14 protein-coding genes and 1 pseudogene are annotated in these 13,838 nt (G+C 34.3%); 7 read left to right on the forward strand and 8 right to left on the reverse strand.

All coding sequences use genetic code 11. From position 1 onward, the window contains the following. Nucleotides 1-15 precede the first annotated feature (15 nt). Complete coding sequence (locus BM211_RS06285) at nucleotides 16-1,476, forward strand: CoA-acylating methylmalonate-semialdehyde dehydrogenase (RefSeq protein WP_035430262.1); 1,461 nt, start codon at nucleotides 16-18, stop codon at nucleotides 1,474-1,476. Nucleotides 1,477-1,547: 71 nt separating this feature from the next. Here the strand turns inward: BM211_RS06285 and BM211_RS06290 are convergent, their stop codons facing one another. Continuing rightward, entirely contained in the window at nucleotides 1,548-2,603 is a 1,056-nt protein-coding gene (locus tag BM211_RS06290) for an enoyl-CoA hydratase/isomerase family protein (protein WP_035430260.1), read from the reverse strand. A gap of 445 nt (nucleotides 2,604-3,048) precedes the next feature. Between BM211_RS06290 and BM211_RS06295 the strand changes: the two genes are divergently transcribed. The 5 genes from BM211_RS06295 (at nucleotide 3,049) to BM211_RS06315 (ending at nucleotide 8,610) form a co-directional block, all read left to right on the forward strand. Next, nucleotides 3,049-3,309 (forward strand): hypothetical protein, encoded by a 261-nt coding sequence (locus BM211_RS06295; protein ID WP_035430258.1) that lies wholly within the window; start codon nucleotides 3,049-3,051, stop codon nucleotides 3,307-3,309. 278 nt (nucleotides 3,310-3,587) lie between these two features. After that, a complete protein-coding gene (locus tag BM211_RS06300; RefSeq protein ID WP_090995827.1) occupies nucleotides 3,588-3,827 on the forward strand; it encodes a DUF2584 family protein in 240 nt (79 codons plus the stop codon). A gap of 22 nt (nucleotides 3,828-3,849) precedes the next feature. Beyond that, nucleotides 3,850-5,007, forward strand: a complete 1,158-nt coding sequence (locus tag BM211_RS06305) for an exonuclease SbcCD subunit D (protein ID WP_090995830.1) — start codon at nucleotides 3,850-3,852, stop codon at nucleotides 5,005-5,007. Then, nucleotides 5,004-8,093, forward strand: coding sequence for an AAA family ATPase (locus tag BM211_RS06310; RefSeq protein WP_090995833.1), 3,090 nt, complete (start codon nucleotides 5,004-5,006; stop codon nucleotides 8,091-8,093). Before BM211_RS06305 ends, BM211_RS06310 begins: the two co-directional genes overlap by 4 nt. Before the next feature lie 211 nt (nucleotides 8,094-8,304). Then, nucleotides 8,305-8,610 (forward strand): hypothetical protein, encoded by a 306-nt coding sequence (locus BM211_RS06315; RefSeq protein WP_035430243.1) that lies wholly within the window; start codon nucleotides 8,305-8,307, stop codon nucleotides 8,608-8,610. Nucleotides 8,611-8,890: 280 nt separating this feature from the next. Here the strand turns inward: BM211_RS06315 and BM211_RS06320 are convergent, their stop codons facing one another. From BM211_RS06320 to BM211_RS26680, 4 genes are all read right to left on the reverse strand, one after another. Further along, nucleotides 8,891-9,229 carry a DUF5376 family protein gene (locus tag BM211_RS06320; RefSeq protein WP_035430240.1) on the reverse strand — a complete coding sequence of 113 codons (339 nt, stop codon included), beginning with the start codon at nucleotides 9,227-9,229 and terminating at the stop codon, nucleotides 8,891-8,893. A gap of 318 nt (nucleotides 9,230-9,547) precedes the next feature. Next, the gene (locus BM211_RS06325) at nucleotides 9,548-9,895 is read right to left on the reverse strand and encodes a hypothetical protein (protein WP_035430239.1); all 348 of its coding nucleotides are present in this window, start codon (nucleotides 9,893-9,895) and stop codon (nucleotides 9,548-9,550) included. 286 nt (nucleotides 9,896-10,181) lie between these two features. Beyond that, a complete protein-coding gene (locus BM211_RS06330; protein WP_035430426.1) occupies nucleotides 10,182-10,478 on the reverse strand; it encodes a hypothetical protein in 297 nt (98 codons plus the stop codon). A 206-nt stretch (nucleotides 10,479-10,684) separates the two neighbouring features. Beyond that, entirely contained in the window at nucleotides 10,685-11,020 is a 336-nt protein-coding gene (locus BM211_RS26680; protein WP_218160785.1) for a hypothetical protein, read from the reverse strand. A 24-nt stretch (nucleotides 11,021-11,044) separates the two neighbouring features. Here BM211_RS26680 and BM211_RS06335 point away from each other — a divergent pair, with 24 nt between their 5' ends. Next, nucleotides 11,045-11,779, forward strand: a complete 735-nt coding sequence (locus BM211_RS06335; RefSeq protein WP_090995836.1) for a MerR family transcriptional regulator — start codon at nucleotides 11,045-11,047, stop codon at nucleotides 11,777-11,779. 127 nt (nucleotides 11,780-11,906) lie between these two features. On the opposite strand, the gene BM211_RS06340 is transcribed toward BM211_RS06335, so the two are convergent. The 3 genes and pseudogenes from BM211_RS06340 to BM211_RS06350 form a co-directional block, all read right to left on the reverse strand. Beyond that, nucleotides 11,907-12,209 carry a contact-dependent growth inhibition system immunity protein gene (locus BM211_RS06340; RefSeq protein ID WP_035430237.1) on the reverse strand — a complete coding sequence of 101 codons (303 nt, stop codon included), beginning with the start codon at nucleotides 12,207-12,209 and terminating at the stop codon, nucleotides 11,907-11,909. Between the two features lie 325 nt (nucleotides 12,210-12,534). Beyond that, nucleotides 12,535-13,057 (reverse strand): annotated as a pseudogene (locus tag BM211_RS27470) (transposase). 40 nt (nucleotides 13,058-13,097) lie between these two features. After that, nucleotides 13,098-13,562, reverse strand: coding sequence for a GNAT family N-acetyltransferase (locus BM211_RS06350; protein ID WP_371261858.1), 465 nt, complete (start codon nucleotides 13,560-13,562; stop codon nucleotides 13,098-13,100). Nucleotides 13,563-13,838 lie beyond the last annotated feature (276 nt).

The following is a 13,838-nucleotide window of genomic DNA, read 5'->3' on the forward strand; positions in this document are numbered from 1 at the left end:
AAAGGAGAGAATAAAATGATTATAACAGACGTAAAAAAAATGAAAAATCATATTAATGGAGAATGGGTGGATTCTACTGGTACTGAAATTGAAACGGTACCCAATCCCGCAAATGGAAAAGTAATCGCTTATGTTCCACTCTCCACAAAAACCGATGTAGATAAAGCGGTGGAGGCAGCAAAATGCGCTTATGAAACATGGTCACAAGTGCCGGTTCCAAACCGAACAAGATTCTTATATAAATATGTACAGCTTTTACAAGAGCATAAAGACGAGTTAGCTCAAATTATTACATTAGAGAACGGGAAAACATTAAAGGATGCTAGTGGAGAAGTGCAACGCGGAATAGAAGCTGTGGAACTAGCTACTTCTACACCGAACTTAATGATGGGACAAGCACTTCCGAATATTGCAGGGGGAATTGATGGTTCGATTTGGCGTTATCCGCTTGGTGTAGTTGCTGGGATTACACCGTTTAATTTTCCGATGATGATTCCGCTTTGGATGTTCCCACTTGCGATTGCTTGCGGAAATACATTCGTCTTGAAAACATCAGAACGAACGCCTTTATTAGGAGCAAAGCTTGTTGAATTATTTTATGAAGCAGGGTTTCCTAAAGGTGTCCTAAACTTAGTACACGGTGGTAAAGAAGTTGTAAATAGTGTGCTTGAGAATAAGGACATTCAAGCTGTTTCTTTTGTCGGTTCAGAACCAGTTGCTAAATATGTATATCAAACTGGTACAGCTAACGGAAAACGAGTTCAAGCATTGGCAGGTGCGAAAAATCATGCGATTGTTATGCCAGATTGTGATCTTGAAAAAACAGTTCAAGGCGTAGTTGGAGCAGCGTTTGCTAGCAGCGGTGAACGCTGTATGGCTTGTTCTGTTGTTGCGGTAGTAGACGAAATTGCTGATCAATTCATTGATGTACTCGTTTCTGAAACACGCAAGTTAAAAGTAGGAGACGGCCGTTATGAAGAAAACTTTGTTGGACCACTAATTCGTGAAGTTCATAAAGAGCGCGTTATTGGCTATATTAATAGCGGTGTATCCGAAGGTGCTACATTATTAGTAGACGGACGTAATATAAAAGAAGATGTAGAAGAAGGATATTATGTAGGTGCAACGATTTTTGATCATGTACAGCCGGATATGAAAATTTGGCAAGATGAAATATTTGCACCTGTTTTAAGTATTGTGAGAGTAAAAGACCTTGAAGAGGGAATCGAGCTTACAAATAAGTCTAAATTTGCAAATGGTGCAGTCATTTATACTTCAAGTGGGAAACATGCTCAAATTTTCCGCGATAAAATTGATGCTGGCATGATTGGTGTGAATGTTAACGTTCCAGCACCAATGGCATTTTTCGCATTTGCAGGAAATAAAGCTTCTTTCTACGGTGACCTAGGTACAAACGGAAAAGATGGTGTACAATTTTATACACGTAAAAAAGTAGTGACAGAACGCTGGTTTTAAGGGAATGTAAAAAAGTGTCCATTGCATTGGACACTTTTTTATACGTTTTGTGCTGGGAATTTCACTTACTATTATGAATTTCTTTGAAGGTGGAAAAAATTATTTACAACTTCGTCTGAAACTTCTTCCAAATGTTTATATTCATATTGCGGATTTTGGTCCTTATCGATGACAACAGAGCGTATTCCTTCGAAAAAGTCCTTATGTTTCAGAAAGTTTTTAGCGAGTACAAGGTCAGTAGCAAAGCACTCTTCTACAGTTTTTTCTTTCCCATCAATAAATTGTTTTAATGTAATCTTTAAAGAGAATGGTGATTTTGACAGCATTGTTTCTTTTGTTTGAGTTGCAAAAGGGCTCGCATCTTTCTCTAAAGAATGGATAATTTCTTCGACAGTGTGAAAAGAAAAGTGTTTATTAATCTCTGTTTGGAATGACGAAAGTTCACTTTCGTTAACAGGAAGTTCAGAATAATCATTGATTAGCTCTGTTAATGCTGTATGTATATATTTTGTATGCCAATCTATTTGTTCAATGTGATTCAGGAAAGCATTTAAGTTCTCACTTGTTAAATAAAAGTCAGCAGCATTGATATATAGTACATCTGGTGCTTTAATGACAGAAGCAGTTAATGCTAAGTAACGTCCGGTATTGCCCGGCGCTTTATTTAAGAAATAAGCTGATCCGACATCTGGGAAAAAACCGATATTCATTTCTGGCATTGCCCATTTTGTTCGCTCAGTTACAATTCTATGACTAGCTCCGTAAGTGAGTCCAACTCCTCCGCCCATAACAATACCATCTAAACATGCGAGAATTGGTTTGGAGAATTTATAAATGAGTAAATCTAATTGGAACTCATCTTCGAAAAATTGCTCTGCTTTTTGCAAGGCAGAGTCATCTAAACTTGCTTCGTAAAGAGTCTTAATGTCACCGCCGGCACAAAGTCCCTTCGTACCCGCGCCTTTTATAATAACAAGATGAATATGATCATCTATTTCCCATTCTTTCAATTTTTGCGTCATTGGTCCTATCATTTCATAAGAAATGGAGTTTAATGCTTTGGGGCGATTCAACGTAATGGTAGCTACGCCATTTTTGTTAACTGAAAATAGAACTTGATCAGTCATGTATATCCTCCTTTATCATTCTCTGTTTGTTTTTACATGTTGTGTCAGTGCAAATATACGTTTTGTAATAAGACAGAGAAAGTGCGTGTTTATATAAACTTCTTGTTTTTTTTCATTAATCCTGCATAAGGGCATGTCTTTCTTTGTATTAAAATGAAGAGCAACTGAATATACTGTAGAAAATAGACAGGATCTTTACAAATCATGCATTTTTTGGCGAGATATTTTGGAAGGGTTCTATAAAAGAAAAAGGAATATTAATCTTCGTATGATGAATTGATATGTTTTGCAACGGTTGTTATAAAACATATGATTTGTAATTTTTCATAATACAGGCTTTAATAAATAGATATAATGAGTTTTCGATATTGTAGCTTTATTTATTATTAATTATAGAATGTTTTCATTCATGTGCCCAAAGAAAGTAAAGGAAGGGGAGATTGGGATGCCAGGGCCTTTGCTATTATCGGTCATTATTTTGTCTTCTATTATGGTTGGTTTAGCTTTTTATTTCCATCAAGAGGATTCAGAGCAAAATACGATACAAGATAAAGTACGAATGGTATTTCCAATTTTCATTTTAACAATTGCAATTGGCTTTGCATTAACTGAAAATAATTACGTTGCAATTCTTTCGTGGCTGTTTATGACAGTGCTATTATTCATTATTTTGTACGCTGTAATGAAGGATTATTTACAAAAATAAATGTGCTGTAAACGGCACTTTTATTTTAAAGTAATAATTAATTTCACATACCGTAATAAAAAGAAATAAAAACTTAACCGTTTAAAATCTCTTTAGGATTTAAAACAATTAAGTTTCACTTTATATTCTGTTGCTACTTTTCTCATACTACAAATGAATAGTGACAGAAGCCGAGTGAGTTTTTAATAGGGAAGTCATACCATTCTTACTCATTCTCTTGTCAATCAGTAATGCCCGCTATACTATAAAATAGAGACATAAAAAAGGGGTGTTTTTGCATGAAGTTTGAAATGCATACAAAGATTATTGCAAATGAAACCGAGAAACGATTACATACAGAAGATAATATTTTTCAGTTAATGTTAGAAGGCTATCATTTATTTGTCGTAGATGAAATATTACCAGTGTATAAAACAAGGCAAGAACTTGTTGGAAGTGCCGTTGTCAAGAAAGTGGAATGGGCTGAGGGAAGAACAACGCTTTTATATCAACTTGTTTCCCTTCAATCTGTGAATTAATAGAAAAGAAAGGAAGGAAAAGATGAAATTTTTTCATACAGCCGATTGGCATTTAGGAAAGCTTGTACATGGTGTTTATATGACAGAAGATCAGCGCTATGTTTTAGAACAATTTATACAAGCAGTGAAAGAAGAAAAACCAGATGCAGTCATTATTGCAGGAGATTTATACGACCGTGCTATTCCGCCGACAGAGGCGGTTGATTTATTAAATGAAACATTACAAAAAATTGTAATTGAATTACAAACACCAGTACTAGCGATTGCAGGAAATCATGATAGTCCAGATCGTATTCATTTTGGAAGTAGTTTAATGAAGAAACAAGGCTTGCACATTGTCGGACAATTTCAATATCCATATGAACCAGTTGTTATGTATGATGAATATGGAGAAGTACATTTTCATTTAGTCCCATATGTTGATCCAAGCATCGTTCGTCATGTCATGAAAAATGATGACATTCGCAGTCATGACGATGCAATGCGTATTTTTATGAATGAGTTATCGGAAAATATGGATAAAGAGGCGCGTCATGTTTTTGTCGGACATGCTTTTGTAACATCAGCAGGGGAAGCAGAAGAAAATACAAGTGATGCTGAAAGGCCATTATCTATTGGCGGAGCAGAATATGTAAACAGTCATTATTTTGATGCTTTTCATTACACAGCGCTTGGTCATTTGCACCAGGCGCATTACGTACGAAATGAAACAATTCGCTATGCAGGTTCGCCGCTCTCATATTCTATTTCAGAAGAGCATCATAAAAAAGGGTATTACATTGTTGAATTAAATGAAGCAGGGCAAGTAACCCTTGAGAAACGATCGTTAACACCAAAGCGGAAAATGAGAACGGTTGAGGCGAAAATTGATGAGTTGCTGCAACATCCTGTATGCGAAGACTATGTATTTGTAAAATTATTAGATGAAAATCCTGTATTGCAGCCGATGGAAAAGATTCGTTCTGTTTATCCAAATGCAATGCATGTAGAGCGAGTTATACAAAGAAAAGAATTAGTAAATGAAGATATTGCGGTTACTTCACGCCATAAAATGGATGATCTTTCCCTTGTGAAAGCTTTTTATAAAGAAATGAAAGGGACGGAGTTATCAGAAGAAAAAGAACGTCTCTTCATAGAAGTATTAAAAACAGTTCATGAACGAGAGGGGGAGAGAGCATGAGACCAATTAAACTTGTTATGACAGCGTTTGGTCCATATAAACAGCAAGAAACGATTGATTTTGAAGAATTAGGCGAACATCGGATCTTTGCGATTTCTGGGAATACAGGGGCAGGAAAAACAACAATTTTTGATGCAATTTGTTATGCACTGTATGGAGAGGCGAGTGGAGAAGAACGCAATGATACGAGTATGCTTCGTAGTCAGTTTGCTGATGATAGCGTCTATACAAGCGTTGAATTATTATTTCAATTAAAAGAAAAAACTTATTGTATAAAGCGTCAACTTGGTCATAAAAAGCAAGGGAATAAAACGATTACGGGCCACGCGATTGAATTTTATGAAGTTGCTGGTGACGAACAGGTCCCTTGTGTAGATCGCTTCCATGTGACAGATGTAAACAAAAAAGTGGAAGATTTAATTGGCCTTAGTAAGCATCAATTTAGTCAAATTGTGATGCTCCCACAAGGTGAATTTCGTAAACTTTTAACATCTGAAACAGAAAATAAAGAGGAAATTTTACGCCGTATTTTTAAAACGGATCGATATAAATTAATGAGAGAGTTATTAGATCAAAAGCGTAAAGAGTGGAAAGATGTTTTGCAAGAAAAGCAAAAAGAACGTGAATTGTACTTTCGTAATGTTTTCAAGCTTCCCGTGCGAGGTGGTACACTGCTCGAAATATTAACAAATCAAGAACATGTGAATACACATCAAGTAGTAGAAGCACTTCAACAAGAAATGGCTTTTTATGAAAAACAAGCAAAGCAATTAGAACAACAAGAATCCATGCAGTTAAAACAATTAAAAGAGGCGGAAACTGGTTATCATGAAGCGAAAGCTTTGAATGATAGATTACAAGATTTACAAACAAAACAAAATCGTTATGATTCATTAGTGCAGGAACGTTCTTCAATTGAGGTGAAAGAACAACAATTTACACAAGCTGAGCAAGCACACCGGTTATTACCGTTTGAACAGTGGTATGAGGAAGCAGTTCAAAGCGCAGAGCATGCTGAGCAATACATGAAGCAAATGGCTGCCAAACAAGAACAACTAGTATTAGCTTATGAACGTGCGGAGCAGCAGTACGAACAAGAAAAAAACAATGAAACTGTCCGTGAAGAAACGAAGCGAAACATTCAAATATTAGAAGAATTAAAAGAAGTAATTGCAACGTTTGCTGATAAAAAATTAAAATTAGCGGCGGCAGAAAAACAATTGGATCAATTTAAACGTGAGATAAGTAAATTAGAGGAACAGCAAGAATTCAGTAGTGCACAAAAACAACAACTTGCCAATAAGCTAAAACAGATGGAACAAGCACTTGAGCAATATTTAACAAAAGCTGAGCAGTTAAGCCGTATGCGTGAAGATGCAAAAGTATTAAAAGATACTTATCAAGTGTGGCAAGAATTGCAAAAGTATGAGAGTGAAAGAAAGGGTACCACAGGCCAGATGAATGCTGCTCAGCAAGCATATGAAACGTTGGAGAAATCATGGTTAAGCGAGCAAGCTGGTCAATTGGCAATTCATTTACATGATGGAAAACCTTGCCCGGTTTGTGGTAGTACTGCTCATCCGAATAAAGCGACTGAACAAGAAATGTCTGTTGATGAAGAGCAGTTAAATCGTCTTCGTGAACAAAAAACACAAGCTGAAAAGCAATTCGTTCAAATAGAAGAAAAATGTAACTTTTATAAAGGGCAATATGAAGAATTATGTAAAGAAGTACAGAACCGTGGATACGCTGCACTAGAGCTTGGAGATGTGTATCAAACGTTAATCCAGAAAGGAAAACAACTAGCTGCCGAAGTAAATGAGTTAAAAGCAACTGAAGAAGAACGGAAACAATTATCACCACAGCTACAAAAGCTAGACGAACAATTAGAGAAATTGCAGGGAGCTAAACGTGATGTAGAAGAAAAATTACATCGCTCTGAAATGGAATTGATTCAATTGCGAACAGCGTATGAAAATGATAAAGAAAAAATTCCAGCAGATATGCAAACATTAGAAGCGTGGCAACAAGCATATGAAGCAAAAGCTTCTTTACTGCACCGCCTGCAAGGAGCGTGGCAAAGAGCACAAGAGGAATTTCAGCGCAGTGCGAGTGAAAAAATTCGCGTGGAAGAAGCATATAAAGCAGCGCAGCAACAATTTACACAAAGAACAGAAAAAAAAGACGAACAATATGAGCGTTTCATGAAAGAACTTGAAGCAAGCGGCTTTGCAAGTCAGCAAGCATACACAGAAGCTAAACGATCTGATGCAGAGCGAACAGACTTACAACAACACATTCAATCGTATTACGGGGCGCTTGAAGTATTAACAAAACAAATTGAAGAATTAACAGAGACGCTCCGTGGAAAAGAATGGACAGAGTTAACGCAAATAGAAGAACAGCTGAAAGAATTAGAAATCCAGCTTGATATTACAAAAGAACAACGTCAGCGTACGAAAAGTGCGAATGAATATATTTCTGATCTGCATGAAAATATTCGCCGCATCGATGAACAAATTCATGAAGAAGAAACAGCATTCCAAGAGCTTGTTGATTTATATGAAGTGATGAAAGGTGACAATGAAAGTCGCATTTCATTTGAACGTTACATTTTAATAGAATATTTAGAGCAAATTGTCCAAGTAGCCAATGAACGACTTCGAAAACTATCGAATGGACAATTTTTCTTAAAACGAAGTGAACGGGTAGAAAAACGAAATCGACAAAGCGGTTTAGGATTAGATGTCTACGATGCCTATACAGGGCAAACACGTGATGTAAAAACATTATCCGGCGGCGAAAAATTTAACGCATCTCTTTGCCTAGCACTAGGTATGGCCGATATCATCCAATCATACGAAGGCGGTATTTCAATTGAAACGATGTTCATTGACGAAGGCTTCGGTTCATTAGATGAAGAATCATTAACGAAAGCAGTAGATGCTTTAATTGATCTGCAAAAATCAGGGCGATTTATTGGTGTAATCTCGCACGTACAAGAACTGAAGAATGCAATGCCAGCAGTGCTTGAAGTCATGAAGCAGAAAGATGGATGTAGTAAGACGCGGTTTGTGGTGAAATAGATAAAAGTGTTTGGTTTTTCAGGGGCGGCACGTATTGTATCTTCGGAAGAAGGCTTATTCCACCCGTGATTTCTGATAATATTAAATATCTTTATATTTTTCAATTTTGGACTCTGCAAAATTGCAGAGTCTTTTTTTATGGAAAGGATTTACTGTATATTGATGTTGATCTGATTTATGATACATATTTTATAAAAGGGAGGAATGTCAAATGGAATCGGTAAATATTAGTGGGAATATTTATTATATTGAATGTATTCCGTTCGAAGACAAGAGTGAGAAGAACGAGGAAGGGTACTATGAATATTATTACAAAGGGATCTATATATTGTTTCACTCTGACAAAGAAATAATAAAAGCTAGAATTTATGATGGAGAAGAAGAAATGTCTTTTTTAAGAAATCCAATTCTTGCTTTTGGTGAAGATTTTGAAGCGATGAAAGCACATATAATTAAAAAATTCGGTGTGAATAGATTTAAGTTTCTAGGTGGAGAAAAGGGTTATACAGAATTATAGTAAAAATCAATATCATTCTTTAACTTGGTCTAAGCAAAAGAAAAAGACACTCTTTCGAGTGAACTGTACCCCGAGTCATGGACTTTCTTAAGTGTCCACGATTGGGGGTACAGTTCATATTAATTTGTAGGAAGGTTTTTTGTTTGTTGTTGAGTTGCTTATGATGAATAGATTAGCTAGAGATGTGTTTTATATTACTAATAGTGAGAAGTATGCAAGTGTAAAATAATAACAAATCCGACTCGTATCACATTGAGTCGGATTTAATAAATACCTTACATTAGTTGAAATCAAGGTTTTGTAAGTAATTCTCATACTCTTCTAACCATACTAACATCAAGTTCTTTAATTCAATTGTTTCAATTTCGCAAGTATTCTCTTCTTCTTCATAATAACGATGAACAATTTTAGTATAATCTGCTTGTATTTTCAAATCGCAGCTATTTCCACCTATTTCAATATGGTCAACTTCGCCATTTAATACTCTATTAAGATATTGTAGACCATGCTCGCTATGGATATCGTCTTCTAAAAAATCCGAAACTAAAGAAATTTCTTTTGGAAGTTCAATTCTTAAGATATTTAAAGAACATATATAAATTTTATATTCATATTTCATAAACTAACTTCACCTCTTCTGTCAATTAATAAATAAATTGGAAATGCTGATATAATCCTACCAGTTGATTTATCAAGAAACATTTCGATTTGCATTCCGTTTGCCGCTTTACCGATATATGTATTTCTAGTTCCTTTTACAAATTGAGCGTTTAAATTATAGTCGGTGAATAATACCGGCTATTTTTATTAGGGGCGGGGGAGGTTTTCGAGATTTTGGTTCGCCAGGTGTCTGGAAAATCCGTGCTATAGATAGTAGGTGGTATGTGAAGTAATAAATAAGGCTGACTTCATGCAGAAGTCAGCCTTATTTATTATTTTATTCCTGTGTTTTCTCTTTTTTAAACTCTTTTTGTTTGTCCAGCCAAATATTAATTAAATGTACTAATTCAATCGTTTCTATCTCACAAAATTCACCTTTACCATCTTCAGCTAAATTGTCTAGGATAGTAGTTGTATCTCTTCGAATTTCTAAACCACAAATGTTGCCATTTACTTCTTCATAATCTTTTTCCCCGTTTAAAACACTATGTATCTCTTCTAAAATCCAATCTCCAAATGCAGAAACTTCAACATATAAAAAGGTTCCAACAAGTTTAATTTCCTTTGGTACCCTCATGATTAATATTTCATTATCAAGCACTTCAAAAGTATATTTATATTTCATTTCTATTATACTCCCTTATATTAAAAATAGAATTTATTCTTTTGGGAAAGCAGAGATAATTTTCCCGTTGTTATCTATATACATGAGAATTTCTATACCATCTAGACCTACTCTTTTATATGTATTATCGGTTACGTGTCCTGGACAGTATACATGAATTTCGTGGTATGACGAGAGAAGAGGTAACAGTGTTTTTACATCTAAAAGAGGCAGTCTTAGACGATATGGTCGCCGTGTTACTGTAAGAGTAAAATAAAACCGCCTGTGAGGGCGGCTTCTTTTTACGTTATTTCCTTAAAGCTCTATGTTTTCTTATTTTTTCTTTAATATAGACTACGTTTTTTATACCTAGACGAATTGAAGCGATGATAAGATAAATCATTACAAGGGAGTAGATTACAATCCAAATCGTATAAATATATGTATCTTGAAATCCATTTTCACTAAGCCAGTGAGTGACTAACATTCCACCGAAGTAAGCCGGAATTGCTAGTAAACTTAGGTCTCTCGGGTCGGTTGCAAGATAAATCATAAAAAATAGAAAAGCAAGAGCTCCTATTGTATTCGTGTCATCCAAAATCATCATAATAATGCACCTACTTTATAATACTATAGCTACAATTCACTATCGTGATTCAATCAAAGTTAACTTTTTACAGATACTACAAGTGATTTTTCTGTACCTTTACGTACGATTTGCTTCCGCTTACAATTCGGAAAAACTCCCTGTAGTTTACCTACGTTAAGTATAACAAATATTACGGTAAATTTCTCCAATAAAAAGAACGCTTACTCGGCGTCCTTCTCTTTTACGATCTCGAATAATTCTCTAATATCGTCTATTTCAAAATAATCGAGTGGTTTCAATATTTGTTTTTTTCTTATAAGTTTAAGTGGGTTCGCTCTTTTTAATGATGCCCGGATAAAACGAAATGTTAAACTAATCGTTCCTTTAGAGTAGTGATCTTCCTCAATCAATGTATTGGTATAGTGCTGGTATGCATAGTTGTAATCTCTTGCATTCTCAAATGTCCAAGACGTGATATTATATCCAATACAATTAAGTAAATCGTATAAAGAAATTTCTAAAAAAAATCTTGACTCTAACCTTAGGTAATCCTTCATAGTTAGTTTTGAAAGGAGGAAATAATGAAAGTTACAGTTAAAGATTTATCACATATAGCAGGCGTTTCCATCAAGACTCTTTACCACTATCATAAAATTGGCCTGCTTATTCCCAATGAGATTGGTGAAACAGGCTATCGGTATTATGGTGTAGAAGAACTAAATAGATTACAGGAAATTCTTTTTTATAAAGAGTTGGATATCCCGTTGTTAGAAATTAAAAATTTGTTAGACGAAGAATCAAATAGGGTCGGTACTTTAGAAAAACAGATGATGCTTTTTGAAAAGAAAATTGAGAAGTATCATCAGCTAATTAAAACTATAAAATTATCTTTAGAATATACAAAGAAGGGTGAGAATATGGACAATAAGTTAATGTTTAATGGATTTGAAACAGAGGAAGAGTGGAAAAGTGCTCTTGAAAAGCAGAAAACACATTTACAAGAAAAATATAATTTTGACCTTAATACTGACTCCATCAATGTGAATGATATGAATAAGATGGCTATTGAAGCAAAAAATTTCACAGATAGAATGACTGGATTCTTAAGAAATGGAGCTAAGTATAACGATTCAAGTGTACATGATGTCGTTAAACAGCATCTCAAGTTTTTAAATAAAAACGGTCATACAATTAGCAAAGAAGATTACGTGAATCAAACAAAGTTTTTCCTTCAAGATGATTTTCATAGAGAGATGTTAGAAAAACAGCAAATCGGATTATCATATTATTTACTAGCCGTTGCAGAAAATTTATAAATACTTTTTAAGGCAGCAGGAATAGTGCACTTGCTGTCTTTTTTGGGGATAACTCTTTATCAAAGTATATAAATTAAAATGTAAATCCGACTCAATGTGATATGAGTCGGATTTGTTTCGTACAATTTTATTCTTTACTTTTTATAGCTTCTTTTAGTATTTTAAGGGTCTGCTTTAGCCATTCTACAGGTGTTAAGTTTAATGCAGGGAAATAAATATAAGCATTATATTTAATAAATTCCTCTTTTTCACTATCAGTTAAATTACTGCTTAAAAATGAGAGTATATCATTTTTAGTGTTTTCGATACAGATTTTAGTAACTTCCATTATAAATTCATTAAGAGCTTCCTCAGGTGATTCCATGTCTTGGTGAAATGTTCCTGCTAAAAAATCACCTAATTCTTCATAAGGGCTATATGTATCTTCCATATAAGTCCTCCTCTATTTTTCTGGATATCCTGTAATAATAAAACATCTTTGGTTCTCTTTTTTAAAAATAATAATAGATTGGTCGTTAAAACAATAATTTTTATAGTTTTATTTTTTTACTCACAATATTTCGGTTAAATGTAATTAAAAGTCACTTATAAAGAAATATTGAATAGATTGTCACACAAAACTGACAAGTAGATGTTAAGGAAAGGACACAAGTTGGGTTTAAGGAAAAGAACACATATTATCAATGTTTAATATGTGTTCTTTTTTAGTTTTCGGCATTTGTGAATAGAGGCAGTAGAGTAGCTTATGTTTAACGTTAATCAAAGCTATTTTTAGCTAGGAGAGAAATCATATTAAATACCAATGCAATCAGAAAAATTGGTAGTAATACATATAGCGTTACTTTAGTTATGTATGAGTCATAATGAAATAGGTACCAAAACATAGGCATGTCCCTATAAGAAACTCTTAAAACTGCCACGGTATTTTCACCGCTTGTTTCGTTTCTAGTTGTGCCTATAACTTTTCCATATACAGTAAAATCCCCTATGTACGCTGGATCAGCAACATGCTGGAACGGGGTGTCGCCCTTTAATTCAATGTCTCTAGAATCTACATTCGGATATGTATTTTTCACTTTTTCTTTTAGTATAGCTAAATCACTTTCACTAATTTTTTGAGGTGCTCCTGTAGTAGCTTGTGCGTATACGTGTAATTTTATATCATCTCTTTGAATGGCAGTCCTACCTACTATTCTATTCGGAGAAAATATAAGAAATATAATATGAAGGATAAAAAAACATTATAAACACTTTAGAGCATTTTTGTAACTTATTCAAATTTCATCTCTCCGTAAAAAATAATGGGATTAAGTAAAATTCATTTAGGAAAATATAACGCTTGAAACTCGTCTTTCGTAATTCCAAAATAGATTTCATCATAGAATGTCCCGTTTGTATACATCATATTTCTTAAGCGGCCTTCCTCTACAAATTGCAGTTTTCGATGAAGGTTGATAGAAGCCGTATTAAATGAGTAGATTTGAATAGTCGCTTTTTGATATCTAAGCTCGAAGAAGTAATGTTTTAGTATAGTTATAATCATATCTTGCGCGTATCCTTTCCCTCTATGAGAAGGGAATACAGATATGCCGTAGTCAAATGTCCCATTTTTAGAATCGCAATTCGCAACGTCGATTGTACCGATTATGTTTTTGTTGTTATCTTCAGCAATCCAATAAAAATCATCACAGTCAGTAGACGAACCCTTTGATATGTCACCCATCCACTCTTCGATTTGTTCTTTTGTACGTGGGAAAGCAATTGAATCAAGATTTTTGAGTATTCAATCATCTAGATTTTCGAATAAATGGATATCCTCTTTTTGAGGTGCTCTTAATCGTACTTTTTTTCCGCTCCAATATGATATTTTCATTATCTTCACATCTCTTTCTAGTTATATCGTTAAGTTAAATTATACCATTTGTGTAGTTATTTGTATATTGAACACGAATTGTTAAATTTTTTGTTTAATAAATCATTTGTTTTTCTGTCGGTAAGTGATACCGATTGATAGGGGGGAATATAACTCTCATAAATGTTCTTAAATTCTAATCGCTTT

Source organism: Bacillus sp. 491mf, from assembly GCF_900112415.1.
Classification (GTDB): Bacteria; Bacillota; Bacilli; order Bacillales; family Bacillaceae_G; genus Bacillus_A.

Bases quoted from the DNA above. Each gene is read 5' to 3' on its own strand.
- BM211_RS06325 (WP_035430239.1), bottom strand. From the start codon at position 9,895: ATGAAATATAAATATACTTTTGAAGTGCTTGATAATGAAATATTAATC.
- BM211_RS06340 (WP_035430237.1), bottom strand. From the start codon at position 12,209: ATGGAAGATACATATAGCCCTTATGAAGAATTAGGTGATTTTTTAGCA.
- BM211_RS06335 (WP_090995836.1), top strand. From the start codon at position 11,045: ATGAAAGTTACAGTTAAAGATTTATCACATATAGCAGGCGTTTCCATC.
- BM211_RS26680 (WP_218160785.1), bottom strand. From the start codon at position 11,020: ATGAAGGATTACCTAAGGTTAGAGTCAAGATTTTTTTTAGAAATTTCT.
- BM211_RS06295 (WP_035430258.1), top strand. From the start codon at position 3,049: ATGCCAGGGCCTTTGCTATTATCGGTCATTATTTTGTCTTCTATTATG.
- BM211_RS06300 (WP_090995827.1), top strand. From the start codon at position 3,588: ATGAAGTTTGAAATGCATACAAAGATTATTGCAAATGAAACCGAGAAA.
- BM211_RS06305 (WP_090995830.1), top strand. From the start codon at position 3,850: ATGAAATTTTTTCATACAGCCGATTGGCATTTAGGAAAGCTTGTACAT.
- BM211_RS06330 (WP_035430426.1), bottom strand. From the start codon at position 10,478: ATGATTTTGGATGACACGAATACAATAGGAGCTCTTGCTTTTCTATTT.
- BM211_RS06320 (WP_035430240.1), bottom strand. From the start codon at position 9,229: ATGAAATATGAATATAAAATTTATATATGTTCTTTAAATATCTTAAGA.
- BM211_RS06315 (WP_035430243.1), top strand. From the start codon at position 8,305: ATGGAATCGGTAAATATTAGTGGGAATATTTATTATATTGAATGTATT.
- BM211_RS06310 (WP_090995833.1), top strand. From the start codon at position 5,004: ATGAGACCAATTAAACTTGTTATGACAGCGTTTGGTCCATATAAACAG.
- BM211_RS06290 (WP_035430260.1), bottom strand. From the start codon at position 2,603: ATGACTGATCAAGTTCTATTTTCAGTTAACAAAAATGGCGTAGCTACC.
- BM211_RS06285 (WP_035430262.1), top strand. From the start codon at position 16: ATGATTATAACAGACGTAAAAAAAATGAAAAATCATATTAATGGAGAA.